Source organism: Sphingobacterium humi (assembly GCF_009768885.1).
In the GTDB taxonomy this organism is placed as follows: domain Bacteria; phylum Bacteroidota; class Bacteroidia; order Sphingobacteriales; family Sphingobacteriaceae; genus Sphingobacterium; species Sphingobacterium humi.
Map to the genome: position 1 here is coordinate 229,386 of NZ_WSQA01000002.1, position 26,411 is coordinate 255,796.

The window sequence follows — 26,411 nt, forward strand, 5'->3', positions numbered from 1 at the left end:
AAGCTTATAAGTTGACATTTACACCAAAACTAAAAGTACGTGGTTGTGGTACACCGAATAGGTCTACGCCATAGAAGCGAGGGTCGAGGTTGTTATTCACTTCCGGATCCCAACCTGTATAGCGCGTTAATAGGAACAGGTTATCGGCTGTCGCGAATACGCGTAATCCTTTTAACTTCACACGCTCTACCATAGATTGATCGAAGTTATAGCCTAGGGTTAAAGCACGCAGACGGATAAACGACCCATCTTCTAAGAAGCGGGTGGAGTTTTTATTGTTATGACCTAATCCGATTAATGCGCGCGGATAGACATTGGTACTTCCCGGCTTGGTCCATGCGTTTTCAATGTACGTGGCATCTTTAGCATAGTTAGCCGCTAGGTTCGCCATACCGGTTGATTTCCATTGTGCATAGATATCAGTGCCATACATATATGTAAACATTACATCCAGCTGGAATCCTTTGTAGGAAAAGCTGTTGTTCCAGCCACCGGTAAACTTCGGATTGGAGTTACCTGTAACCACACGGTCATTATCATTAATGATGTTATTGCCATCTACATCGCGCCATTTAACATCTCCTGCACGTACGCCAAGGTCGAATTGCTCCTGCGGAACTTCCCCATCGTATTGATACAGGCCTTCCCAATCAAAGAGATAGAAGGCACCAATGCTTTGCCCTACTTTTAAGGCGCGGTTATCTCCGATCGCGATAGGTGCTTCATCGTCTAATAATGACAATACCCGATTGGTATTATGGGCAATGTTGAAGTCTGATTTCCATTTAACTTCGCCAATAGGAATATTGGTGTTTATACTTAATTCTATACCTTTGTTCAGCATGGTTCCGATATTGCTTACTATGCTGGTCATCCCGGTAGTGGCATGAATCGGCATACTGTACAATAGATCGAAGGTCTTCTTGTAATAGGCATCAAAAGAAACATTCAAGCGGTTTTTGAAGAAGGAAATATCAAATCCTGCATCATACTGATTGGCTCTTTCCCAACGTAAATCCTTATTACCAAAAGAGGATACTGAGATCCCGGAGACATTCCCGTAGTTCTGCCCGCCAGACATTAAGGCTTGGTATGCATACTGTCCAATTCCCTCTTGGTTCCCTGTAATACCATAACTCGCACGGATTTTAAGGTCGTTGGTATTGTCGCCCATAAATTCTTCCTTGGAAACATTCCAGCCAAAGGAGATCGATGGGAAATAGCCCCAACGATTATCGCGGTGGAATTTGGAGGAACCATCTGCACGGAAGGTCGCAGTCATCAAGTATTTATCTTGGTAAGAGAATGTTCCGCGGCCAAAGTAAGATTCCAAGGCATATTCGCCGATAGATCCACTAGCATCAAAAATCTCGGAAGCGACAGAGACTACCTGCATCGATGGTGTCGGAAAACCACGGCCATCAATCATCGAAGACCGAGACATCTGCTTCTGAAAGGAATGCCCTAATAAGGCACTAACCGTCAAGTCTCCAAACTTGTTATTATAGTTCAATACATTATCAAACACCAAATTTTGGATCAAACGGTTATAATCGATCAAACGCCCTACCCCTGTACCATAAGGGTGCTTATTGTTGTAGTATGTATAATCGTAAGTGTAACCGATATCAGCCGAGAAGGAACTGCGGAAGGAGAAATGATCTAAGAAGTTCGCTTGTCCATAGTAAGTTCCCAAATAGCGGTAGTTATCGACATAGGCATCCTGCTCATTCAAGATCTGTAAGGGATTATGACGGGTTAACTCATCTGTTCCTCCCACGTAATAATCGCCATTTGGTTTAAATGGGCGGTCAAACGGACGCTGTTCAATCGCACGTGCGATGATGGTCGACCCCATATTGGCACCCGGAACCTGGTTATTCTTGATGAAATTACCCATATTATTAGCGCCGATTTCCAACCAGTCATTAAACTTATGGCTGATCTTGGAGTTCAGGTTGTACTTGCGGATGGAGTTATTCTTCATCACCCCTGCTTGATCTGTCAAGCCCAATCCGAAGTAGTAATTCGTACGGGTATTACCGCCGGAGAAGGAAGCATCGTAGTTCTGGAAGTATCCCTTCTGTACCACAAGGCCTAACCAATCGGTATCTGGTAAGCCCAAATAAGGATTACTGATATGAATTTTATAGTCTGATTGCCCTACAGCTAAACCATATTGCTTGTTGTAATTATCAGCACCTGCGTTATAGATATCCACATATTGCTCGGAAGTGGCTAACTTGATTTTATCACGATTAGCGAATTCGCTAAATCCTGTTGTAATATTTACCCGCACATCATTTCTTCCGGCCTTTCCTGATTTCGTGGTAATCAAAACCACCCCATTACTGGCTCTAGAACCATAAATGGCAGCCGAAGCCGCATCTTTTAAGATTTCAATGGATTCAATATCGGCATGATTGAAGGCAGCCAATGGGCTATAGGATTCCCCAAAAGAGAATAAAGACATATCGGAGGTGTTGATAGGCACCCCATCTACCACATACAGCGGGTTATTACCAGCACTAATGGAGGAGGTTCCGCGGATGGAAATACGTTCGCCAGAGGCTAAATTACCCGATCCCATCGATACATTCACCCCGGCAATACGGCCTTCCAATAGCCTGGTCGGACTTGACACTTGGCGCATATTCGAATCATCGACTTTCAAACTTCCTACAGCACTGGTTACTAAGGCCTTCTTCTGCACCCCATAACCAACCACAACGGTTTCATCCAATACATTTTCCTTCGCATTTAAAATAATGCGCGGAGCTTCCTGTTGCTTTAAAATGATGGTTTTGGTTTCATATCCGGTATATGTAATGCGCACCGTTACTTGCTCTTCGGAGGTCGCAATATTGAAATAACCTTTGCTGTCGGTCATCACAGATTTACTGCCGTCCAACAATTGCACGGTAGCACCAGCAAGGCCTTGTCCGGTTTCTGTCACTACAAATCCCGACACAAACTGCTGTACCGCATTCACCTGCGTTATCACAGGTCTTGTATTCGTTCGTTCTTTCACCACGATTACACCTTTTTCATAGGCATAATCAAAAGGTTGATCCTTAAAGATAATCGGTAAGATTTCCTTCAGATCTACATCTTTCGCTTTGAGGGTAATGGCATTTGCTTGCGGACTAAAGCGTCCATCAAACAAATAAGACACATTTGTTTGCCTTTTGATTTGCTTGAACACATCGATCAATTTCTCGTTTCGAACATCAAGGCTGATCTTCTGATACGAGAATGCCTGTGCCGGTTGATGGAGATTAATTAATCCCATGCCAGCAATAAGCAGCAAATTCAAGTTTTTAAATTTGAAAAGATTCATGAATTTAGTGGGGTTGATAATTATTAATAGATTGAACTAGATTCGTTTAGGGCTGTACTTTCAACTTCCCATCTTTTACGGTGATGGTGATTTTTGAGGTTGTTTCCAATAGGTTTAGTATGTCTTTCAATGGTACGTTTCGAGGTATTAAACCGTTTATCCGGTTATCGGGCACATGTTGGGTATCCACGTCTAGGTTATACCAGCGCCCTAACATGTGGAGTACCTGCTTAAGTGGGGTATTGTCGAAGTAGAAATCACCACTGCGCCAGGCGGCAAAGTCTGCGGCATGATCGACCTTGGCATAGGCGATTCTTTGTCCTATTTTAGCCTGATAACCCGGCTTCATCAGCACTTTTTCCTGGGTTAAGCTCGTTGCTTCCACAGATCCTTCAATTAAAGTCACCCAATCTTCTTCCACATCTGCATAAGCATTGATGTTGAATTTAGTACCCAGTACGCGCGTGGTTTGCTTTGCGGTCTTCACTGAAAATGGTGCTTCCGGATGGTGGGTAACATCGAAATAGCCTTCCCCTTCCAGATAAACCTCACGCTTGTTAGCGGCAAAGCGCGAAGGAAAGCGAATGGTACTCGCGGCATTTAGCCATACTTTACTGCTATCGGGAAGAATTAATTGATAATAACCGCCTTTGGGAGTTTGAATTTCATGCATCAGCACCGGCTGTTCAGTATCCGTTTGTCCTTGGTAGATGCCCTGTTGCTGTAATTTCTGCAAATCATCAATCGATGCTAAGCTGTATGTTTTACCTTCCGGTGTAACCAGATTGGCGGTAAAGGATCCGGGCTGTGCAAGCAATAAGCTTTCATCAGTCGGTTTGTTCTCTTTCATGAGGAAAAGCCCTGCCATAAGCAAGGGAATGGCGATAACTGCGGCCCATTTGTAGTAATTTGGTTTCGGACGTTGAATTTCCCTGCTATCCTTTGCAAGTTGGATCTTCTGCCAGATGGCCTTCTCCAATGCTGTTTTCTCCTCCTCATTAAAATCATTAAGGTCATGACCTTCCGACGGCAAGTAGTGGTAAAATTCATCTACCTGATTATCTTCTAAAGCGTTGGTTTTTCCCTTTAGATATTTCTTTATGAGCTTGCGGAGATTCATTTTCATTTGGCTAATCATCAATCAGCAGGATGCGATTCAGTGTGTTGCGATCCTCGCTGCTGTACTAATGACAAGTCAGGAATCCAAAAGCCCAGTTAGATCAGAAAAAAAAGTAAAATTATTTTGAAAACGGTTTTTAAGCTCGATAAAGCTTTGCCCAAATGGTTGCGAACTGTTTTTACAGATAGCCCTAATTCGCTGGCTATCTCATCGGTGCTTCGATGCTCAACATAGCGAAGTTGAAAAACAGAGCGTTGTTGGGAAGGTAATTGCAGGATGCTTTTTTGCAGTTTGGCTTCGGCTTCTTTGAATAATAAGGGGTATGCGGCGGTACTTTCGCCCATAATATCCATTTCATAGTCCTCCAATAAGGTTGGTTTTTTCTTGAGGATATAGTTTAGGGTTTTATGTTTAGTCAAGGTCAATAGATAACCTTGCATATTCTTGATCAGTGCCTTTTCGCGTTGTTCCCAGAGGCTGATAAATACGTCTTGTGTAATGTTTTCAGCGTCTTCCTTATTTTTCAATCGGCTATAGGAAGCGGAGAAAACCTGCGGCCAATACAGTTTGTAGATGCTTTCGAAAGCATCCTCCTGTCCGTTGTACAGTGCTTGTGCTAAGTTGTATTCAGATAGGCTACGAGTCGTATTTAATTCCCCTAGATTCACGACACAAAATTGGTTAGACATTATGTAGGTTACATTAGGTAACTATTAATTATATATTAATTTCACCTAGGACAAATATAGGGAAAATAGCAGCGAAATATCAAAATTTAGCGAATTACAGCCTATAAATCCCTGAAAACAAAAAAGTTGAAAACCTTGGCTTCCAACTTCCTAATCAAAACAACAATTGTAAACACAATTATAACCTTTATTGCAGCGACTCGATCATCAGCTTTATTTCCTGGATCAATCCATCGGAACTTCCATCGAATCCGTTTAATTTATAGCGCACCTTCCCTTTCTTATCGATCATAAATTGAGCAGGAATTCCCTTCACCCCATAGGCGGAAAGTGCCGCATAGCCATTCCCTTTCTTCTCATCCAACAGCACAGGCAACTCTACGCCTCTTTTCTTTAAGGTTTCCTGAATAAGAGCAACGCGTTTGCTTGTATCCATATCTTTTTCACCTGTATTGATGAACAGCAATACCACATCAGGATTATCCTGATAAATCTTCAGCAGTTTATGCATGGTTGGGAAGGAAGCTAGACAAGGACCACACCAGGTAGCCCAAAAATCTAGGATAACGATTTTCCCGGCTAAATCAGCTAGGGATACCGATTTCCCGTTTAAATCAACCAGTTGAAAATCAGGAGCCTTGTAATCTACGGCCTTATCCTTTAAAGCAGCATATTTAGCCTGTCTTATTTCAGCAATAAGTCCCTCGTAATAAGCTTGATATCCAGCATCATCTCCATGGATCGCTTTAAAGGTTTCCCTGGCTTTGGCCTTTACTTCATCGGATGCATTTCCCTTTTTAATCAAGTCTGAAAAAATAGGAAGAGCCTTCTCGGGCATTCCATTTTTGTTGTACAAATTGATAAATAAGGCTGGATAGGCCAGCGGATTTGCCTGCAACTCCGGATAATTCTGCAGGAAATCATAAGCCTCTTTCGGGCTTTTCGCAAACTCCAAATACTCAGCAAAGCGATATACATCCAAAGGCAAGGGCTTTGCTTCCTGTGCTAAGCGTTCTTTCAAAGCCTTGATATCCTTTTTCGCATCTTTTGTTTTCCATTGCTTTTTAGGCATGTTCTTCAAAGCGGCTCTTCGGAAATCCGAAGAAACCAACTCCTTGATGTAGAAATACCGATTGTTGTGTTGATATTGTTCCAATTTCCCGATTAAGCGCACATACACTTGATCAGTAAAAAAATGAAACTTCTCAAAATGCTCTTTCGGAAAATCCTGTTGAAAAGAGTCTGCCAAGGCCAAGGTAGACTTCAAATCCTTGGCGTTGCTAAACTTCTCTTGATAGACTGAAATTTCTTGCAAAGAGCTGGGCGCTTTCTTCTGCGCAATTCCCAGGCTGCTGATCAGGCAGCAAAATATTATGATCCCAAATCTTCGCATTATTTTCTGTTTTTATATTCTAGAGAAATCGGTTTATCAAGGCCTTCGTATTTACGTGCATAGGTAGCATCGGTAAACTCGCCAACGTTATTGATACTAAAGCTATACACCCTGCCTTGGGTACCATCGTAAGTTGCCACAGCCAAAGTTCTGTTATTATCCGGATAGCCAACAAAAGAGCTCGAGGATTGCTTCATCTTCAAAGCAGCTATAGCCTCATCTTGAGGGAATTCATAAACCACCTTCGCCTGATTATTTGCAATATCCAACATGTAAATTTTATTCTGATAGGCATAATACATATGGTAATACAAGCCAGAGAATGCCGCACTTGTCGCCTGTTGAATATGTTCTGCTTTATCCACTAAATGCTTAGATACAGAGCCGCCAGAGCCGATCCGTAATACATAAGGATTCTTTTGCGCGTCCAGCATCAGGTAAGCATACTGATTGCTAGGGACTGCCCCCCCAAAGAGCACATCCATCCCCACATTGTTCATATCAAAAGCTGCATTTCCTGTACTGCCAAACTTATTCAGCTTCTTATTGCCATAGCTGTAGAACTTTTTATGCTTGGTATCATAGACCACGGCCGATTCACCACTTTGGGCCGCTAGAAAATACGATGACAAATAATAATCCCCATCTTCCGCCACACCAAATCGGAAATCCACTTGATTGCTATACATCTTACCATTATCCAAATAGAGGGCATACCAACCAGTTTGGTCGTATTTAAACTCGCTAGGTTTTCTTACAGTAGCTTGTTCCAAAAACCAATCTTGCATGGTATTGATGCGAGTGAAGTCGGTGTATTTCAAGCGCCAAGTATCTGTAGCCCCTAATAGGAATATATTCTGCGAGCCACCAAAGAACGTCGTCAACACTTTTACGGTATGAATACCTTCCGGAATCTTGGCCGATGGACTGGCGGTGGATAAAATATGCTTAATCACGGAGCCATTTGGATGTAATAAATCGATATCGCGTTCCTGATTTGCTTTTTCACTTATCAACAACCAGCCTTCACTCAGGGTTGTACCCACCAAGAGGGTATATTTCTTGAAATAGCTCACGCCTGTATTATTATCTGTTACGGTATAAAGCAAGGTATAGTTCTCCGGACGTAGGCCAAACTGCACGTTCAAATCCTTCGTAGTTGCTAATTGTTCATTTGGCGGATTGGTAACTGGTGGCGTGGTCAAAAACACCGACCAGCGGAAGCTTAAATTATCGGTATTCTTTTCCAACGATTGTTCAATATGCGGTTGGAGCTTAATGGTATCAAACTGATTGATCTGAATGGTATCAGATCCATTTTTCACGAAGCTAACCCGATTGATCTTATGGAGCTCGTAATTACCTTTGTCTTTATAACAGGCAGCAAGCAAACCTATTAACAAGGTAAACAAGAAGAATCTATTGATATAATATGTCATTTTTTAAGGTGCTTAATTAAGGAAATCGAACAGGAACTTTATTTTCATCGAGCATTTCATGGCCATTTTCTGCCAGGTATTTACGGAGTACATTATTGCATTTCCCAACAATGAACATAAAAACTTCGGGGTGCATGGCCGTGAAGTCGGAATAGCCGGTTTCCCGAATAATCAGGGAATACTTAGTTTGGCTATATTCCCCGAAGCGTACATCCTGCCAAGATGCAGGCTTGGTTAAATAGTCATTCACTTTAATCAGGTAAGAGGCAAGCTCCTTCGGTCCCACTTCAAAATCTTTAGAGTCTTGCAATTCCAACCAGATGCGGGCATCCTTTTCTTTCATGGCCGTCGAGCGGTTAATCTTCACCTCCAAGATGCCTTCATAGCTATCCGCTGGTACCACGCTTTTCAAAATTTCATAATCACTGGCAGCTAGGGAAGACTTCTCCGGATTAACCCGCACAGACACCTCCCTTTCATGGGCTGTTTTAGGCCCTACAATGCGCAAAGGCAACTCTACCGTATCGCTCAACACCTCCTCTTTCATTACAGCAAAGGAACGCAGCAAACTATCTCTACCATCGGCAATGCCATCTTTATAGATACTGATCCTACTGCCATTATCGTAGGCGATGAGGCCAGCTTTTTTACAGGCCAAAGGCATAAGGCTCAGGGCAAAAAGCCCTATTAAATATATTCTTTTCATGCTAGGCTTAGTTTTTATTGAATTCAAGTTCATCATTAGGCTTTGGCAAGATGTATTCCCTTGCGCTCATATCCAATCCATACCCATCTATACGCAGCTTATTTTTGCGTTTATAGTAAAAGAACAGCTGCCCTTCCTGATAAAACTCCTTCCGATATTCCTTAAATATCTCCTCCTGAATCAGAGCCTCTTCTAAGTTTTGCGGCAGGTCATTCAATCCCCGGTTGCTGCGCACCACATTCAAATACTTAATTTTCTCGGTCGAGCTGGTCGCCGCTTCTGCAGCAATGTAATACACTTCCGAGAGGCGAATTAAAGGCACTCTGCGGGTATTTAAGGTATTGGTCTGTATATCATCTTCCCAATATTTAACAGGCATCAGCTTGGCCGGCACGCCATCTTCCTTCCACAGAAACACCCAACGAAAATCAGTACTGCTCCCTTCAAATAACTTGGTGATAAAAGATTCCTGATTTGTCAGCAAGCTTGGTGCAGCACTGCTTTTAAATAAACCTTCGTTAATATCCCGAAGTGTGGGCATATAAAGGCTAAAAAGCTGCTCCGAAAGAAAGGTTCGGCTTGGTGCCCCGCTGATTAAGGAGGTTCGGGTCACAAATGGAAATAATTTCGCATTCTCGATAACTGTTTGCGCACTTTGCAAAGCCGTTTGTGTATCGCCGGCATACAAGGCAATTCTAGCTTTCAAGCCATGCGCCGCCCAGAAATTAAAGTGGTTTCTGGTATGCGAGCGAAACGGATCGGCCACCCCATAATTCACTTCTTTATGCGCCGATAGCAATTCAATCGACTCATTCAAGTCTTTCATACAGGCCGCCACGAAATCTTTACCGGAAAGGTTGCTGGTTACTTTCATTTCAAAGCGCGTCACATAGGGCAGCATTTTGCTTTCCATGTCCTTGCTAGGAATGGCACCAAAAGCCCGGTATAAATCAAAGTGCAAAAAGGCACGCAGGCCCAGGGCCTCCCCTTTGATCAGGCTGTAATTATTATCGGTAAATAGCCCTTTCTTTTCATCAATGGCTTCCAACAGGTTATTCAAATTGGCAATTGCCTGATAGCCACGATTCCAAAACTGGTTAATACGGCCTTCCAATCCGGCATCTTTATAATTGTATTTTCCGGTCTCATAATAAGTATGCGTACTGGAGCTCACATCATATTGCTGGGCCAACACATCCATTGTTGCCATGGTAAATTCCCTAGCGTAGAGGCCTTGGTTGGCCATTAAGATATATACCCCGCTAAGGGCATCTTTAAAGCCTTGTTCGTTTTCAAACAAAACCCGTTCTGATATATTTGTTTTAGGCTGCACATCCAACCATTTCTTACAGGAGCTTAAGCTACCACTCAGAAGGCAGGCACATAAAAGATAATTTATCGCTTTCATAATTTCGGTTAAAATGAAGTGTTTAAACTAAAAGTAAAGTTGCGCGCAAAAGGATATGACAATCCACGTTCAATTTGAATGGTCGACAATTGCAACACATTATTTCCTTGCAAGGAAAGTCTCGTATTCTTCAGGTGTAGTTTAGCAGCAAACTGCTCTGGCAAATAATAGCCCAAAGAAATGGAGGTAAAATTCAGGAAATTACTTTTTTGCATAAACCTAGAGGTCGCATAAGTAGTTGAGGTCACAGTATTTCCATTGATGTCTGTCAAGCCTTTAAAGAAAGTCACATCGCCTGGTTTTTGCCATCTTTCTTCCAACACACGTTCATCCACATTGTATTGAATATTGGCATTTTCCACATAATCGGCCAAGGTTTGGTTATACTGCTTGGCTCCGAGTTGATAGGAAAAATAAGCACCTAGCTGAATGCCTTTGTAGGTCACATTGGTACCCAGGTTACCACTCCATTTAGGCATCTGATCGCCCACAATCACTTTATCCTTGGCATTCCAGAGGTAGGTTAAATGGCCATCCTTATCGAAGAACAATTCCTTGCCCGTACTCGGGTCGATACCGGCAGAACGAACCGCCCAAATAGCATTCACCGACTGACCTTCCTCAAAACGCATCTGCGGACGTGTTTGGTTGTCCAAGTCATTCGCATCGTTCATTTTCTTCAAGGAATTGGAAATCTCCTTAATTTCGTTTTTATTATGAATGGCATTTAGGAATACCGACCAGATAATCTTATTCTGTCCCGGCTTAAAGATAAAGGCATTGATATTTCCTTCGATTCCACGATTAGCCAATTTCCCCATGTTTTCCTTATAGGAACTAACCCCAAGAGAAGGCGGCGTACTGATATCTAACAAGAGGTTGTTTGTCAATTCGTAATAGGCATCCAAGCGCAGGATAATCCGATCTTGCCATAAGGAAACATCCGATCCTACGTTATATTTTAGGGTTTCCTGCCATTTTAGGTTATGGTTGCCATAGCCTAATACGGTGGCTCCGAACATACCCAGGTAATCTTGGTTAGTGTTGTAATTATAGGTGGTGATGGCCATGTATGGTGGAAATTGCTGCGATCCAGTGGTTCCCAAGCCTCCGCGAATTTTCAAGCGATTAATCGCGCTTGTCGCATTTTTCATGAAAGGCTCTTCATGCACATTCCAGCCTAAACCCACAGCCCAGAAAGGTGCGAAACGATTCAGCTCACCAAATTGTGTCGAGCCGTCTACGTTTAAGGCTAAGTCAAATAAAAAGCGTCTATCGTAGGTATAGTTAAAGTTGGCAAAGGAAGAAAAGCGACGGGAAATATTGTTTACCCCCGATGGGCGACTATCCTTCAAATAGGAATTTCCATAGAACAATTCATCCAAGCGATTATTGGGGAAGCCCCGAACGGCAATTCCTGTCGCTTTACTCTGCTGCTCGGCTGCTGAAGCCCCCAAGGTGGCATAGATTAAGTTTTTACCGAAGGTCTTGCTGTAATCTGCCGTTAAGCTAGATTCATAATTTCTAAATTCGGTATTCGAACGATCATAAGAGCCGCGTAAAGCATACTCCAAGGAGTTATAATCTGTAATCTTCGAAAAGACGGTATGGTCTGCCGGCAAGAACGAATTGGTCTCATCTTTCTGGCTATTGATGCCCAGTTTCGCGGTCAATTTCAATTCCGGCAGCACTTTCCATTCCAAGAACGTGTTGTTGTTAAAGCCCATGTATTTCGAGAATAAACGGGTGCCGATACTTGCATTATACATCGGATTGGAAACCAACGTTGTTCCGCCCACTCCAAAATTCACGATCGATTCTAATATTTTGCGCGGGTTGCCCTGCTCATCATAAGGATTCCAATAGGGATTCATTCGGGTATAATCGCCGAATCCACCATAGGGCGAATCATTGGAGGTATTGCTATTAATGGTTAATTGATTACGAATCATAAAGGTATTCCGACGGTACGACAGGTTCATGCCCCCTTCGAGGTTTTCACGGCCCGAGCCTTTCATAACGCCTTTGTTATTGGTATAGCCTAGGCTGGCACCATAGCGAATGTAACTATCCCCACCTTCTAAAAACACCGATTGCTTGGTTCCAACACCCGTTTGCAGTGGCTGCGACAACCAGTAGGTATCTACACCAGAGGCTACTGCTGCCCGACGTTGCGCATAACGCTGATCCAGGATGAGCTGATTCTCCGGGCGCAAAGTGGTATACAGCCCGCCGATACGCTCCAATTCCAATTTATCGTTCGCATTCAGCAGGTGGTAAGAGCTTAAATCTGGTGCTGTCACTTGCAAGGTCGTACTGTAGTTCACGGTTAATTTGCCGGCACTTGGTTGTATGGTTTCCACAATAATAACCCCATTGGCCGCCCGAGAGCCATAGGCCGAAGTGGCCACAGCATCTTTTAAAATAGTCATCTTACTGATCCGGTTAATATCCAAATCGTAGATTTTCTGCAAACTCACTTCAAAACCATCCAACATAAATAGCGGCATACTAGGGTTAGTTTGGTAAGCGGCAATAAAATCAGCTCCTGATAGCGAGCCAGCATCAGCTGCACCCTGCCCTGGAAAATTATTGGTACCCCGAAGACTGATCTTAGGTAGATTATTCGGATCCGATCCAAATTCCATGTTATCTGGAATACGTACAGCCGGATCGAATACCTTCAAGGCATCAAACACATTCATGGCATTTACTTGGCGCAAGGACTCGCCGGAAATCGCTGTTGCGGCACCTGTAAAGTTTTCTGTTGGCCGACTGAATAAACCGGTCACTACCACTTCGTTTATTTCTTCGGTCTGCTGTGCCATTTCAATGCGGTACTCGTGTTGCTCATTTACGGGAACCGCTTGTCGTTTATAACCCATCAGCTGCACTTCCAGCGCCCGGTTATAGACAGGCATTTTCCCCGAGAAACGTCCCTGTTGATCGGTTTGGGCGAGGAACTTCCCATTCTTAAGCAAGACTGTGGCGCCTGCAATAGGTTTTTTATCCCGTTGATCGAGGACCTGCCCTTGGAGGGAAACTGAATTGGCTTTATCCAAATCAATAAATACGATGGTATTATTTTTCAGAAAATAAACCACTTTACTGCTTTCATTAAAGTAGGTGGAAAGCAACTCGTCCAAACTGGCGCCTTTAAAATGAGGGCTCACCAGCTTGTTGATGTCCATCTTACTGGCCGAATACACAAAATCTAAGCCCGTTTGCTTTCTTAAATCAGCTAATAATTCTTTTAAACTGATGTTCTTGCGGTCCATATGTATCTTCTTACTTTGGGCATGCAAAGCTTGAAATACAAACAGTTGAAACACAAAAAGAGAGAGCAGTAGCTTTTTAGAAAAAGTACGCATGATTAATAATTTAGGTTATAATAAAAAGGTAAGTTTAGTTCGTAATAGGGTGTTACAGGCTAATAAACCAAGCTTTATTGGCTAACCTGTAGTTTTTGCTGTTTAAAGTTAAATTTCAGGTTATAGGTAGAGGCTAAGATTTCCAAAAGTTCGGGTAAAGGTTTATTACGCGACAATTGTCCTGATAAGGGCAGCGCCTTCAGCTGCTCGGCCATTGCGATATCAATATCATACCAGCGACTAATTTGTTTCATCACTTGCTCCAGGTTGGAATTTGAAAAATCAAACAATTGGTTTCGCCAAGCCATCGCTGCTTCTACATCGGCTTGAGCAATTTGCAGGTCGCCAACCGTATTCAGGGCTTGTTGATTAGGCAGCATAAAGGATTCCTGCCCTCCCCTTGCTCCTTTGATACTGATCTTCCCTTCCAATAAGGTTGTTGCAAACACCTGATCATCCCGGTAGGCCGAAACCACAAATTTTGTTCCGTATACCCGAATTTCCTGCTGCAATTTGCCATGCTGACTCAACACGTAAAAAGGACGAGCCTGATCTTTAGCAATTTCAAAATAGGCTTCTCCTTGCAATTCAACGCGGCGGTCTTGTTTCGCAAATTGACGTGGAAATCGTAATCTAGATGCAGCATTTAGGAAAACTTTACTCCCATCTGGCAAGGTTAAATTATACATACCACCTCGCGGTGTAGATATTTGATGCTCTTGTTGCGCTAAACCTGCTGCGGCAGCTTCCTTTTTAACGGCAATAGTCACCTCGCCTGAGCCCAATTTCGTGATAATAACGCCGTTTCTTTCCACAGCACTGCCCGTAGATAAACCATCCAGGGACATTTTATCGCCATCTGCAAATTCAAGCAACGCTATATTTTCCGCCGGTTTTTTAAGAGGAACCTTATTTTCCAGGGTAGTTAAAGGCAATTCCACTTCCTGCTCAACGCGAGGCTGTTGAACCAACTCCTCCTTTAGCTGGTCTTCTTGCTTAAGGGCATCGCTGAAATATAGCCAGCTACCTACAGCAATAAGAAGAGCTGCTGCGCTTGCTGCTGCTGGCCAATACCAATTGCGCATCGGCCTAACCTTGGTTTTCGAAGCGGCAAAGGCCTGTTCAAAACGCTGCAGGCCGGCCTGCAAATCTGCATCAGTCAAGGCTGTAGGCTCCTCCTGGTTAAGCTGATGAAACCATTGCTGCAATAAGGCCAGTTCTTCTGCTGTACAGTGCCCACGTTTGTACTTTTCAAGTAAGTCTTTCGCTTGATTCATAAAATTAGGTTTCCCCGCCTTTGGGCGGCTATATTAACATAACGAGCAAGGGTATACCCATCGGGTACAAGAAAAAAAACTATTTTTAAAAATAAACCGTAGTTACCTGATTACAAACCCAATAAAATACAATGCAACAATAAAAATCCCCCTACCTATGGAAATTATAAGAAAAGAACTAACTTAGATGTTAGAACGTACTAATTCGTTTCTTGTGTATTATGATATCGCATACCGAAGAAAACTACTTAAAGGCATTATTTGCCATTACTTGGCAAAAGGGTTCGGCAAGTGTCAATGAAATCTCTAAGCATTTAGACATTAAAATGCCCACGGTCAACAGCATGATGAAGCGTTTGGCAGAGAAGGGATTGGTGAAGTATGAAAGTTATAAACCGCTACGATTAACGGAAGCAGGAAAAAAGCAAGCCGCTTTAATTATCCGCAAGCACCGCTTAACGGAAATGTACCTGGTCGAGAAGATGGGCTTTGGCTGGGCCGATGTGCATGCCATTGCCGAGCAGATTGAACATATACAATCGGAGGCCTTCTTTCAGAAGATGGACGAGCAGTTGGGCTTTCCAACGGTAGATCCGCATGGCTCTCCTATCCCCGATTCGGAAGGGAATTTTGTACCGAACAGCTACCTGCCTTTGACCAGCTGTGAACCCGGCGATACGGTGCAATTTATGGCCGTACAATCCTCATCCGAAGACTTATTACGCTTTTTAAGCAGTAAAAAGCTCAGCCTAGGAACGAAGATGGATGTGCTCGCTATTGAGAAATTTGACCATAGTGTCAGCATTCGCTATGGCAAGCAAGAAACATTAACCCTCAGTTGTTTGGTCGCGCAAAACCTTTTGGTGAAACCTTCCTAAAAACCAGGCACAAAACTGCTTTCAAGGGCTAAAGGAATTCTTGCTTTCCCGGGGAAACACGATTGGAACCTGTAAAAAACTAGCATCCATCATAAAGCGATAACAGCTTGGAATGCCGGTTGGAATCTCGCGGTCGATGATGGCACTTACCGATAATTTCTCCAGGTGCATAATTAATGCACGCAGGCTATTGCCATGAGCCACAATCAACACGTTTCGCCCTAATTGAAGTTGGGGAAGGATAAAGTTGATGAAATAGGGCACCACGCGTTCGAAGGTATCTTGCAAGCTTTCGCCGCCGGGGGGCCTACTGTGGTACGATCTTCGCCACTGCCATACTTGTTCTTCGCCATATAATATCGCCGTTTCTTCCTTATTTAAGCCTTCCAATTTCCCATAGCCCCTTTCATTAAGGGCCGGGTCTATGATGATGGGAATTTCGGCATTCCCGGTCACATCCAGAATGATATTTAGGGTATGTTGTGCTCGATTTAAGCGGGAAGTAAAGGCAATTTGCAAGGATTCCTCCGAAAGTAGGTATCCGGCATGCTTGGCTTCGGCAATACCCAATGGCGTGAGGTCAACATCATGTAAACCTGTAAACCTGTTTTCTAAATTCCATAAGGATTGCCCATGTCGCACTAAAAATAACTTTGCCATATTTTATTTTTTATTTTTACAATTCCCGTCACAGGCCGAAATATTGATTAGCGTCGTGTTGCTTTGAGCTTCAGATACTTAATCGCCCGTTTCAATTGTGCAAGTTGCTGCAGCAGCAAGCTGGCAGTTTTACGATCTGTATACATGAGTTTATCATCATACAAGCGTCTTTCCAATTGTTGTTTCTGACTTTCTAATAAGTCAATCACATACTCCATATCCTTTCTATAGTTAGATAGGCAAATTTAGCAAGTTAGAATCAACTAACATTAAGAATAACGGCTTTATTTTTAGCGGATTACAGGAAAATGATAATGGTTTTCTAGCAGAAAAAAAGGGAGATATTTGGCCAGCAGGCCTTAGTGTATAAAATAGAGCAACCAAAAATAATAGCCCAATCTTTTCTTCAGCAGGCGCAGGGCACGTTTAATTTGGGTATCTACGGTATGGGGAGATAGGTCTAAGTAGGCGGCAATTTCCTTATTGCTGAGTTTATCTCTTCGGGAGAGTTGAAAAATCTCCCGCATGCGTACAGGTAAGGCATCAATTTCTCGTTGAATTAATTCCTTCAATTGATTTTCACGCAATAAATAATCGGTATTGGCCACCGCCGGATTAAAATCAGCCAAGGAGGCCAGGTATTTTTCGCTTACTTGCTGATGTGCAAAAATATCAAAGGCCTTATTACGAACGGCCGTATACAAATAGGCAGGCAAGCTCATGCGCTCATCCAATTGCTGTCTGTTATGCCAAAGCTTGAGCAGCACATCCTGCACCACATCTTCGGCTTCCTTTTTATCCAGCAGTTTTTTATGCGCATATATAAACAGCAAGCTATGGTATCGTTTATAGATCGCTTCATAAGCTTGTTCATTATCATTTTTTAAAATAACAAGAAGATCTGCATCACACAAATCACTGTAAATTTTCATAAGTATGCGTGTAATAAGGGGGCTTGGCTTCCTTAGTGCAGCGCAAAACTATGGATTTACACGCGATTAGGCAAAAAAGAAAAGAAAATTGCCCTGATGCTAGTGCAAAACAGGGCCATGCTCCTACGCTATTTTATGATTTCTTTAGCGCACTAAATACGATTGCACTTTACCGTTGTTTTCAGCAGCATTCCAGCGCAACTGATCGGCTTTTTTGTCGCCATTAATATCAGCAAAGAAAAAGTGGGTACCTTCTTGTTGGGATGGCCCTCTTAAGGAATAAACAGGTCCATCAAAGCCGGTTTCTCCCGCCAAGTAAATCTTTGGCTCGCCCAAGTAATTCGTCGGGTTCCAGTATACTTTATCGGCTTTGCCATCGCCGTTGATATCGCTAAAATAAAAACGGGTATTGCTCAGTCCACTGGTAGCACCGCTGTTGGAGAAACCATCGGATAAGGCAAAGGTACCATCGGCAGCGGCAAGATAAACAAGGGCTTTGCCACTATCTTTGCCGGCATCCCAGCGTACTAAATCTGCTTTTTTATCGCCATTGATATCGGCCAAGAAAAACTGACTTGAAGCACTGTTGCTGGCTGCCACGGCAATCGCTTTGGCACTGCTGGCGAAGTTCCCGTTTTCAGTAGCTAAGTACAATTGCGGTTGTCCAGCATGCTGGCTGGCCTCCCACTGGATTTTATCGGCCTTCCCATCGCCATTCACATCCGCGAATAGGTAATTTGTTCCCGCTAAAGTAGAAGCTCCCTGGGCATGGTCTACCGAAGTACTGGCAAAGCTACCATTACTCGTTGCTAAGAATACCTGGGTTTTACCGGAAGCCTGACCTTTTTGCCAACGGATTAAATCAGCCTTTTTATCGCCATTTACATCGGCAAAATAATACTGCACATCTTCCGAGCTGCTTGCTGAAGCATCGTGCTGTATAGCCGTACTTTGAAAACCTGATGCCCCATTCGATAAATATACCCCTACTTTACCGGCATTTGCGCCTGCCTGCCATTGGATTTTATCTTTCTTCCCATCGCCGTTTACATCAGCAAAGAAATAGCGGGTTTTCGCTTGCGCACTGGCAGCCGTTTCATGATTAAATCCGGCCTGAAATACAGCAGGAATATACCTTGCTAAAACCGGGAAATGATCCGATGGCCACATGGTTTTTCCATCTACCGTAAATTTATCCTTCACTGTTTCGTAACCTCGCAAGGCTAAATCGCGGGTACTCATTACGTAATCTAGTTTTTTGGTGGCTTTTCCTGTCCAGTTATGGAAGGTATATTCTGCCTGGGTATCCATCAAGGCATCAATCATATCATAGCCGGTTACATTTTTAATGATGTTGATTTCATTGGTACCTGGAATGGCATTGAAATCACCCATACAAATCACCGGTTTTCCATTGTGGTTATCGCGGATGCAGTCCAGAATAAGTTTAGCAAAATCTGCCCGGTATTGCCCGGCATCCGCCGTATGATACCAGTGAGAATTGATGACAAAATATTCTAAGCCATTTGTTTTATCCTTTAAGATAACCCATTTGGCACTAGATATCACTGTTTCTTTAACGAACTCTTTTAAGAAATGGCCGCCCTTCACCAAGCTAAAGCGCTCTCGTTTATAAAAGATAGATTTTGGCGAACCGTTGGCCGCTCCGGTTTTATACACATCATAGCCGGCCTCGTTCATCGCCCCATTTACATACTCCTCAACGCCATTGTCGGCAAGTTCTTGAACACCTAGGATATCCACCTGATGGTCTTTCATCATGCCGGTCAGTTTACTCATGCGCTCCAATTGGCTAAAAGGATCTGCAGCCGTGGGGTTGCGCAAATTAAAGGACATCACCGTGAAGGCTTGTTCTAATTTCAAAGGATCGGGATTCGGTTCTTGGGGCGTCGTTGGCACTTCGGGTTCTTTTCCGGGGCCAGGATTTCCAGGCTCAGGACTACTTTTCGAACAGCCAACCGTGCATAAGCACAGCAGCGTAGCCATCATGGCCAATACGCCTTTTGAACCATAATTTTTCATAGGTGATAATAACATAATTTAGCTTTAAATAATTTTTAAACAATCAAATGAAAGTTTATTAAAGTTTTCTATCCGAAAATATTAATATTTTTTAAGATTTGAAACGTTTTTTAAAGTTTTTTACCCTATTATTTTAAACCCCTACACTAGTGGCGGCGCAAACAATTTCCGCTTAAGGCGGTTATCCTATCAATTGTTTACTTAAGACAGAGCCTATGACATTACAGGAACGCATTGATTATTTCGACCGACAATTTGGTTTCCGGGCGCATCCGGAGGATTTCGATTTCTACCTCTCGCCCGAACGCATCGCCTATAAAAATGAAGCCCTACGCCAAAAAGACCGAAACTTATACGTAGGCTATCTGGCCGACAATTTCCCCGATGAAATGGAGCAGGAATTACAATCCTTCGACGAACTTTCTAATCGTTTAAAACAGCTTTCCAAAGAAGAAGCCGAACAGCTCTTCCGTGATAAGGGCATCAATCTCTTGCAATCCGACCTAAGCTATAAAGATCCGGATGCCATTTATAAGCTATTAAAAGTGGCCGATGAGGACTTGAATTGGCACCTAGAGGGAAGCGAAGAAGATTTGGTCAATGGCAAAGTACGTCCAAATACCGCTTTGCAATTACATCCACGTATTTGGGTGCTAACTTAGTTTGTTCACTCCCTTTTCTCTCCCCTTTCACTCCCCTTTCAAACTCCTTTCAAGCCCCTTTGCGAAGGGCTATCCATAGAGAGAGCAAAAGGTTAGAAAGGATAGGGAAAACCGACATTTCAAAAACAAGGCCTTACATGATTGGGCGGCTTGTTCTAAAAAAAAGCATCCCTGCCAAATGATGGCAGGGATGCAAGTGTAGCACCCCCTGTGCGAGGTATGCTATTGGTTGTAGGTTAGATTACTTTGTTTTTAACTTTTTGAATACTTTCTTTTCCTTACGTTTGGCAATCAGATCGGCCAACATATGATAAAGCTCGTTATCTTTTGGATCTTTAGAGCGTAGCAACTGCGCGAATGCAGAGCCGCCTTGGTAATAAGCAATGGACGATTGATCGAACACGCCATTTCTTTTAAAGGCCTCTAAATAGGCTATAAAGCGGTTTCTTTTGCTGTCTTTCACGCCTGCAAGTGCCGATTCATCAAACTCCATTTCCAAGCCCATGTGTGCCGAATTGGCCAAGTCACAGGTTTCTTGTAAACGGCTATCGGGAATGGTGGCATTGAAGAAGTGATTGGGTTGTTGCCAAGCAAAGTCGAAGCCCATTTCTTTCCATTTGGTATTGCCGGAGGCATTCCAGTAAGGAATCCAGTAAAACTTCAATCCTTTGGCGCGCACATAATCGCCAACTTCTTGCGTAATGCCTTTGCCGTCTCTATCGTCTTCATCTACCCAATAGAAGCCGGTAAGTTGAAGGTTCTTATAGTTTTCCTTTTTAAAGCGTGCTAAAAACTCATCCACATACCATTCGATGGCAGCTAGGCGATCTTCTTTTTTATGAAAGTCTAAGGCTTTGCCATTAATATCACCCCAGTCCAATTGTTTATGGATGGCAGAGGGCAAACCCATTACCACTTTATGTTTAAACGGAGGAGCTTTAATAACCTTTTTCTTTTCAGCAATTAAGCCATTCAAGGCATCGAAAGCAATTCCTTTTTCGAAATGGCGATCGATTAACCAAGTCCATTCGGGCTTACGTGCATTTAACTTATCATAGCCTGGGGCATAGTTTCTACCTTTTCCATCTTTAAATTCCAGGAATAGAAAGCCGTCGAACAACCATTTTTGTTGGTTTTGTTTGTTGGTATAACTCACATAAGGTTCGAAGAGCTCTTTCTTCCATTCATAGGACGCGCGGTGTACCCCACCATGATAAATCAAGGCGAGGTCCACAATATCCGTTCGATTGAATTTTTCCTGCGCAAAACCGGGAAGGCAGAAAAGTAGGTTTAAAATAATAACTAAATATCTCATAGGGTTTAAAATTACCAACCAGGGTTTTGAACCAGCAATGGTGCTTTATCAATTTCTGATTGAGGGATCGGGAATAAATTCATTTTATTACTGAATACACGGGTTTCAAACGGTACCACCTTATAGAAGGAAGTCGTGGTAAAACTATTCGTGGATGGGGTTCCGGCATATACATCTAAACCGTAGAACTTACCGCCATCACCAAATTTGCGACGTGGATTTCCATCATCCGGTGTATTGGATAATAGACGACGGCGCGTGGTGAAGTAACGATCGCCTTCAAAGGCAAGTTCCACCTGTCTTTCATGAATAATGTATTCCCGTTGTTTTTCCTTGTTTCCTTTAATGCCCGGATATACGCTGAAAATACCAGGAATACCTGCGCGTTCACGAATCATATCCCAATATTTCTGGATGTTCGGATCGCCCGGATTGTACTCGTTCAAGGCCTCAATATAATTTAGGAGAACAGCTGCATAACGAATGAAAGTTTGATGGCGGCCATCACTAACATACTGTCTGTCTCTTAAATTACTCAATGGATCTACGTTCTTCAAGACCAAGTAACCGGTTTGCGGAAAGAAGGTATAGGAGCCCGATTGACGGGAAGCACCGCCATAATAAAACTCAACCCGGCCATAGCCATTGGCTTGTTTTACCGTATTGTTATTGGTGGAATAATAATCGCGTTTAGCAATATCAGCTGGCAATTGTGGAATAATCCGTTTATTATACAATACTGCGGCATAGAAACGTGGTTCGCGGTTGGCAAACATATTCCAGTCGCCTGGCCAGTGTCCCCAAGCCTCACCACTACGGATCATTTCAATCATCTTCACCCGGTCAGTTGTTGGGCTCAGATTATTCGGGTTCCATTTTTCTCCCCCCTCGGTCGAGAAGCCATCCTCCACATAGCCGGAAGTAGGATCATCAATGGCTTTTCCGTTTTTCATGTAAAAAGCATCAACGGCACGCTGAGTTGGTCCCACACCACCCAAGTTGTTTGGACCCGGCGAGGTGTGCAATTCCCAAGCATTCACCGCTAAACCTGCCTTACCCCAGATAATTTCGCAGTTCCATTTTTTGATATGGATATCACGAACAGATTTATAAGGGTTAAAGACAGCGCCATCGCCGTTTTCATTGTTTTTATACAAACGAACGTTGGCTGCCGGTGTAGATTCTGCCAAGCTGATTACCTCATAAGCTGCATCAGCGGCTTTTTTCCATTTGTTCTCGTCGTACTGTAAAGCCGTTAACGGTGTACCATCTTCGTTTTTGAAGTCGGCATATAAGCTGTTACCATTCCACTGCGGGCTGGCCGCCATCAGCAATACTTCGGCTTTCACGGCTTTGGCTGCAAACTTCGTCGGCTTTCCTAACCATTGCTTATCACTTTGCCAGTGCATCGGTAAGTCCTTGTAGGCTTCATCCAACGTCGTTACAATATAATTCACACATTCGTCATACGGGGCGCGCTTATATTCTTTCCATGGCTCATCTAATGGCGCTAGTTTATCGATCAACACCACTGGGCCATATTGACGCAGTAATAACCAGTAATAATAGGCACGTAGGAATTTAACTTCCGCTTTGTACTGGATCTTCAAATCCTCGCTCAACTGCGGGTTTTTATCTACATTTTGCTCAAAAACATAAGACGCACGAATGGCTTTATACCAGTTAGGCCATTTTAAATAGAAGCCAGACATCGGCGTCCAGTTACCTAAATTGATATTATAGGTGTTATATACGTTCCAAGTTAAATCCACCTCATCCGACACCCCTAACCAAGGGTCATCCTGGTGCAGGTTATGGGAAGGAATTTGGGAATAGACATTGTACAGGAATTTTTCCGTTTCCAAACGGGTGCTCCAAATCATGGCATCGGTTTTCATATCATCGGGTTGCTTCTCCAAGAATTTGGCACAACCTGTCAATAAAAATGCAGGAGCTATAAGGGTTGCAATAAAAATCTTTTTCATAATCGGACAGTTAAAAAGTAGCTCTTAAACCAAAATTGAATTTACGCTGAAGCGGGTAGTTCATCCCTTGGTTCGATCCGGTTTCCGGATCCCAAAGTTTCCAAGGGGCGAAGGTGGCGAGGTTATGCGATAACACATAAAGTCTTAAGCGCTTCATTTTTAGGCGTTGCATCCAATCGGAACGGAAGGTATAGCCCAGTTCCACATCCGATAGGCGTAAGAAGCTTCCATCGTAAATAGTACGGGTAGAGGCCTGCCAGTTATTGGCGGAAGTACCGTTAAAAATACGTGGGTACAAGGCATTCGGGTTCGGGTTTTCCGGTGTCCAGCGATCCAAAGCCTCGGCAAAGATGTTTCCTTTACCTACCCCTTGGTTAAATGGAATATAGGAACCGCCTAGGCCGTAAGTCACTCTAGATTGGCCACGGAAGAACATCCCGAAGTCAAAGCCTTTATAGTCTACCTGGAATCCAAAACCGTAGTTTATTTCCGGTAAGTTTGAATAGCCGATGGCTACCTCATCATCGATGGTAATTTGGCCATCGCCGTTTTGATCTTGGAATTTCACATCGCCTGGACGCACCACCCCGAAGGTTTGCGTTGGGCTGTTGGCAATTTCTTCCTCATTGGCAAATAAGCCTAAGGCTACTAAACCGAATTGCTGACCATACTTATGTCCGGTACGCATCCGGTAGGCATAGTTTTTCTGGGCCTCATCTTGTTCCAAGATTTTATCCTTGGCATAGGTGAAGTTACCATAAACACGGAAGCCTGCATTTTCATAACGCTTGTTAACTTCCAAGGTACCATCGATACCGCGGTTTATCATGCGACCCATATTAGCAAATGGCGCAGAGTTAAAGCCGGCAAAGTTAGGCAAGGAAGCACGTTGCAAGAGGATGTCGGTTCTTTTTTCATAGAAGTAATCCGCTTCCAATTTCACTAAATCATTCCAGAAGCCTAATTCAATACCAATATTCTGTTTTAAGCCTTTTTCCCAAGTCAAATTCGCGACACCAATTCTATCTTCGCCCGTTCCGGCATAGCCTACGCCTGTTTCGCCGAAGGTATATCCACCTAAACCAGCACCATACACCGAAAGATAGCCGTAACGATTGCCGCCCGGTAAAGCTTCAGAACCTACTAATCCGACGGATCCGCGTAGTTTGAAAAGGTTAACGGTACTTCTTAAATTTTCCCAATAGCTTTCATTCGAGAAGATTACACCTGCGGCAACCGCCGGGAACCAACCAAAGCGGCTTTCTTTCGGGAAGTTCTCCGAGCCGTTATAGCCCACGTTGAATTCCGCAAAATAACGACCATCATAATCGTAGGTACTGCGGAAGGCAACCCCTTGACGACGATATGGTAAAGCTAAAATAGAAGACCCTGCATTGCCATCGATATAATCGCGTTGGTAATACATGGCCATCGCGCTCACATTATGGATGCCGAAGGAACGGTTATAATTTAACTGCCCTTTCATCTCCTTGGCGCGGTTAGTTACTAAGGCACGTGAATAGTTTAGGGTTTGCTGCCCTTGGGTCACTTCTTTGAACAATAAATCGCCTGTTGTTTCATCTCTTCCTTGTACGCCAAAAGTTGGGGATTCTTTACGACGTTGGATTTCTGTTTGATTATAGGCATCAAAAGAGAAGGCAAAGCGGAAGGTTAAGCCTTTTAAGATTTGCTCTAGGTTTTGGTTTAGGGAAATCTGGCTCATAAACTGATTGCGGAACTCAGTATTATAACCAGAGCCCATCAAACGTTCTACGGGGTTGTATTCGCCTACTTGTGTTGGAGCGCCCCAGCCCCAGACATCATTGCCTGCTAGATCTTTTCCGATAGGTAAACGAACCGGATTGGAAATTGGTGTGGCTAAAGAAGTCCAATAGAATAAGGTTTGGGCTGGTGTATAATAGGACGAATAAATAGTTCCACCCACACCAGGGGTATGCAAGTCGGTTAAACTACCGCTTACTTCCAAGCCTATTTCTGTTGTTTTCGTCAGGGAAATATCTACATTGGAACGGAAGTTATAACGCTCCAGTTTCATATTCGATTTATAATCATTATCCGGATTATCGTTATAATTACCGGCTTCATTCATATACCCAAAGCCTACATAGTAACGGGCTACTTCACCCCCACCACGTATATTTAAATTCGCTTGGCTATTGGCCGAATACTTTTTATAAATCTCATTATACCAATTTACATTCGGGTATAGGTATGGATCGGAACCATTACGCACATTTTCAATAAATTCAGGCGTATAATTCTCTCTACCCAAAGCCTCGTTATATAACATGGCATAATCGGCACCATCGATAAATTTCGGCAGGTTAGGCAGGTCTGATCGCCCGGATTCTGCAACGAAATCAATAGAAGGTTTTTGAACACGTCCGCGACGGGTGGTCACAATAACAACGCCATTGGCCGCCCGCACACCGTATACCGCTGTAGCCGATGCATCTTTAAGAATGGATACCGATTCAATTTCTTCCACCGAAATATCTTGCATCTCGCGCTCTACCCCATCCACTAAGATCAATGGTGAACGGTTGGCGCTAAACGTCGAGATACCACGAATCCAGATACCGCCATTATCGCGTCCTAATTCACCCGTGCGTTGTACTACGACAGCACCGGCCATTTTTCCGGCCAAGGCATTCGTGAGGGAACGTGTTGGCACCTGGAGATCCTCCATCTTTACCGTAGAAATCGCCCCAATTACACTGGCTTTTTTCTGTTTTCCCATCCCTACGACCACGAGTTCTTCCAAGGCAGAGATATCTTCTTGCAAGACCACATCGACAGTCGTTCGGGAAGAAATTTCAACTAACAACTCCTTATACCCAACGAAGGTAAAGCGAAGTTGCCCCGCAGCATTCGCTGCAATCGCATAAGAACCTTTGGCATCCGTTTTTACGGAAGCTCCGCCAGCTACTAAAGATACACTAACACCTTCCAAGGCGGCGCCCTTTTCATTTAATACGCGTCCGGTGACAATTTGTTGATTGGCAAAAACGCTGTACTCTGTTCCGGGCCCGGCATGCAGGTGTGGAATGGCGGCAAGATTAATGATACCCACCGACAAAAGGATTTTCAAGCGGTCAGCTATCCAATACCTTGAATTTAATTGGTAAGACATAATTTGGTTTTAAGTTAATATATAATACATGGAATAAGA

18 protein-coding genes are annotated in these 26,411 nt (G+C 43.4%); 2 read left to right on the plus strand and 16 right to left on the minus strand.

Features of this window, described 5'->3' with window-relative positions; genetic code table 11:
* Nucleotides 1-4: 4 nt before the first annotated feature.
* The 9 genes from GQF63_RS03355 to GQF63_RS03395 form a co-directional block, all read right to left on the minus strand.
* A complete protein-coding gene (locus GQF63_RS03355) occupies nt 5-3,340 on the minus strand; it encodes a SusC/RagA family TonB-linked outer membrane protein (RefSeq protein ID WP_212592453.1) in 3,336 nt (1,111 codons plus the stop codon).
* Nucleotides 3,341-3,386: 46 nt separating this feature from the next.
* Nucleotides 3,387-4,466 carry a FecR family protein gene (locus GQF63_RS03360; protein WP_160367700.1) on the minus strand — a complete coding sequence of 360 codons (1,080 nt, stop codon included), beginning with the start codon at nt 4,464-4,466 and terminating at the stop codon, nt 3,387-3,389.
* Between the two features lie 89 nt (nt 4,467-4,555).
* Entirely contained in the window at nt 4,556-5,149 is a 594-nt protein-coding gene (locus GQF63_RS03365) for an RNA polymerase sigma factor (RefSeq protein WP_160367701.1), read from the minus strand.
* A gap of 187 nt (nt 5,150-5,336) precedes the next feature.
* Nucleotides 5,337-6,542 carry a TlpA family protein disulfide reductase gene (locus GQF63_RS03370; protein WP_160367702.1) on the minus strand — a complete coding sequence of 402 codons (1,206 nt, stop codon included), beginning with the start codon at nt 6,540-6,542 and terminating at the stop codon, nt 5,337-5,339.
* Nucleotides 6,542-7,981, minus strand: coding sequence for a PKD-like family lipoprotein (locus GQF63_RS03375; RefSeq protein ID WP_160367703.1), 1,440 nt, complete (start codon nt 7,979-7,981; stop codon nt 6,542-6,544). The genes GQF63_RS03370 and GQF63_RS03375 overlap by 1 nt, the downstream gene beginning before the upstream one ends.
* Nucleotides 7,982-7,997: 16 nt before the next feature.
* Nucleotides 7,998-8,687: a DUF4843 domain-containing protein gene (locus GQF63_RS03380; RefSeq protein ID WP_160367704.1), complete on the minus strand. Its 690-nt coding sequence runs from the start codon at nt 8,685-8,687 to the stop codon at nt 7,998-8,000.
* Between the two features lie 7 nt (nt 8,688-8,694).
* Nucleotides 8,695-10,095 (minus strand): RagB/SusD family nutrient uptake outer membrane protein, encoded by a 1,401-nt coding sequence (locus GQF63_RS03385; RefSeq protein WP_160367705.1) that lies wholly within the window; start codon nt 10,093-10,095, stop codon nt 8,695-8,697.
* A gap of 8 nt (nt 10,096-10,103) precedes the next feature.
* Entirely contained in the window at nt 10,104-13,466 is a 3,363-nt protein-coding gene (locus tag GQF63_RS03390) for a SusC/RagA family TonB-linked outer membrane protein (RefSeq protein WP_160367706.1), read from the minus strand.
* A 74-nt stretch (nt 13,467-13,540) separates the two neighbouring features.
* Nucleotides 13,541-14,743, minus strand: a complete 1,203-nt coding sequence (locus GQF63_RS03395; protein ID WP_160367707.1) for a FecR family protein — start codon at nt 14,741-14,743, stop codon at nt 13,541-13,543.
* A 221-nt stretch (nt 14,744-14,964) separates the two neighbouring features.
* On the opposite strand from GQF63_RS03395, the gene GQF63_RS03400 reads away from it, so the two are divergent.
* Nucleotides 14,965-15,621, plus strand: coding sequence for a metal-dependent transcriptional regulator (locus GQF63_RS03400; protein WP_160367708.1), 657 nt, complete (start codon nt 14,965-14,967; stop codon nt 15,619-15,621).
* 21 nt (nt 15,622-15,642) lie between these two features.
* Here GQF63_RS03400 and GQF63_RS03405 read toward each other — a convergent pair whose 3' ends face one another.
* The 4 genes from GQF63_RS03405 to GQF63_RS03420 form a co-directional block, all read right to left on the minus strand.
* Nucleotides 15,643-16,281, minus strand: a complete 639-nt coding sequence (locus GQF63_RS03405; RefSeq protein ID WP_160367709.1) for a 2,3-bisphosphoglycerate-dependent phosphoglycerate mutase — start codon at nt 16,279-16,281, stop codon at nt 15,643-15,645.
* Nucleotides 16,282-16,328: 47 nt separating this feature from the next.
* On the minus strand, nt 16,329-16,499 hold the full coding sequence (locus tag GQF63_RS03410; protein ID WP_160367710.1) for a hypothetical protein: 171 nt from the start codon (nt 16,497-16,499) through the stop codon (nt 16,329-16,331).
* A gap of 141 nt (nt 16,500-16,640) precedes the next feature.
* Nucleotides 16,641-17,213: an RNA polymerase sigma-70 factor gene (locus tag GQF63_RS03415; RefSeq protein ID WP_160367711.1), complete on the minus strand. Its 573-nt coding sequence runs from the start codon at nt 17,211-17,213 to the stop codon at nt 16,641-16,643.
* 144 nt (nt 17,214-17,357) lie between these two features.
* Nucleotides 17,358-19,271 carry an FG-GAP-like repeat-containing protein gene (locus GQF63_RS03420; RefSeq protein WP_160367712.1) on the minus strand — a complete coding sequence of 638 codons (1,914 nt, stop codon included), beginning with the start codon at nt 19,269-19,271 and terminating at the stop codon, nt 17,358-17,360.
* Between the two features lie 200 nt (nt 19,272-19,471).
* Between GQF63_RS03420 and GQF63_RS03425 the strand changes: the two genes are divergently transcribed.
* Complete coding sequence (locus GQF63_RS03425) at nt 19,472-19,918, plus strand: hypothetical protein (protein ID WP_160367713.1); 447 nt, start codon at nt 19,472-19,474, stop codon at nt 19,916-19,918.
* Between the two features lie 241 nt (nt 19,919-20,159).
* Here GQF63_RS03425 and GQF63_RS03430 read toward each other — a convergent pair whose 3' ends face one another.
* The 3 genes from GQF63_RS03430 to GQF63_RS03440 are packed head-to-tail and all read right to left on the minus strand — an operon-like array spanning nt 20,160 to nt 26,372.
* Nucleotides 20,160-21,233: a DUF4855 domain-containing protein gene (locus tag GQF63_RS03430; protein WP_160367714.1), complete on the minus strand. Its 1,074-nt coding sequence runs from the start codon at nt 21,231-21,233 to the stop codon at nt 20,160-20,162.
* A gap of 11 nt (nt 21,234-21,244) precedes the next feature.
* Nucleotides 21,245-23,218 (minus strand): RagB/SusD family nutrient uptake outer membrane protein, encoded by a 1,974-nt coding sequence (locus tag GQF63_RS03435; protein WP_160367715.1) that lies wholly within the window; start codon nt 23,216-23,218, stop codon nt 21,245-21,247.
* A 10-nt stretch (nt 23,219-23,228) separates the two neighbouring features.
* Complete coding sequence (locus GQF63_RS03440) at nt 23,229-26,372, minus strand: SusC/RagA family TonB-linked outer membrane protein (RefSeq protein ID WP_160367716.1); 3,144 nt, start codon at nt 26,370-26,372, stop codon at nt 23,229-23,231.
* Nucleotides 26,373-26,411 lie beyond the last annotated feature (39 nt).

Coding starts and splice junctions, on each gene's coding strand:
- GQF63_RS03435 (WP_160367715.1), bottom strand. CDS start 23,218: ATGAAAAAGATTTTTATTGCAACCCTTATAGCTCCTGCATTTTTATTG.
- GQF63_RS03410 (WP_160367710.1), bottom strand. CDS start 16,499: ATGGAGTATGTGATTGACTTATTAGAAAGTCAGAAACAACAATTGGAA.
- GQF63_RS03385 (WP_160367705.1), bottom strand. CDS start 10,095: ATGAAAGCGATAAATTATCTTTTATGTGCCTGCCTTCTGAGTGGTAGC.
- GQF63_RS03400 (WP_160367708.1), top strand. CDS start 14,965: ATGATATCGCATACCGAAGAAAACTACTTAAAGGCATTATTTGCCATT.
- GQF63_RS03415 (WP_160367711.1), bottom strand. CDS start 17,213: ATGAAAATTTACAGTGATTTGTGTGATGCAGATCTTCTTGTTATTTTA.
- GQF63_RS03390 (WP_160367706.1), bottom strand. CDS start 13,466: ATGCGTACTTTTTCTAAAAAGCTACTGCTCTCTCTTTTTGTGTTTCAA.
- GQF63_RS03395 (WP_160367707.1), bottom strand. CDS start 14,743: ATGAATCAAGCGAAAGACTTACTTGAAAAGTACAAACGTGGGCACTGT.
- GQF63_RS03405 (WP_160367709.1), bottom strand. CDS start 16,281: ATGGCAAAGTTATTTTTAGTGCGACATGGGCAATCCTTATGGAATTTA.
- GQF63_RS03425 (WP_160367713.1), top strand. CDS start 19,472: ATGACATTACAGGAACGCATTGATTATTTCGACCGACAATTTGGTTTC.
- GQF63_RS03420 (WP_160367712.1), bottom strand. CDS start 19,271: ATGTTATTATCACCTATGAAAAATTATGGTTCAAAAGGCGTATTGGCC.
- GQF63_RS03380 (WP_160367704.1), bottom strand. CDS start 8,687: ATGAAAAGAATATATTTAATAGGGCTTTTTGCCCTGAGCCTTATGCCT.
- GQF63_RS03365 (WP_160367701.1), bottom strand. CDS start 5,149: ATGTCTAACCAATTTTGTGTCGTGAATCTAGGGGAATTAAATACGACT.
- GQF63_RS03370 (WP_160367702.1), bottom strand. CDS start 6,542: ATGCGAAGATTTGGGATCATAATATTTTGCTGCCTGATCAGCAGCCTG.
- GQF63_RS03355 (WP_212592453.1), bottom strand. CDS start 3,340: ATGAATCTTTTCAAATTTAAAAACTTGAATTTGCTGCTTATTGCTGGC.
- GQF63_RS03375 (WP_160367703.1), bottom strand. CDS start 7,981: ATGACATATTATATCAATAGATTCTTCTTGTTTACCTTGTTAATAGGT.
- GQF63_RS03440 (WP_160367716.1), bottom strand. CDS start 26,372: ATGTCTTACCAATTAAATTCAAGGTATTGGATAGCTGACCGCTTGAAA.
- GQF63_RS03360 (WP_160367700.1), bottom strand. CDS start 4,466: ATGAAAATGAATCTCCGCAAGCTCATAAAGAAATATCTAAAGGGAAAA.
- GQF63_RS03430 (WP_160367714.1), bottom strand. CDS start 21,233: ATGAGATATTTAGTTATTATTTTAAACCTACTTTTCTGCCTTCCCGGT.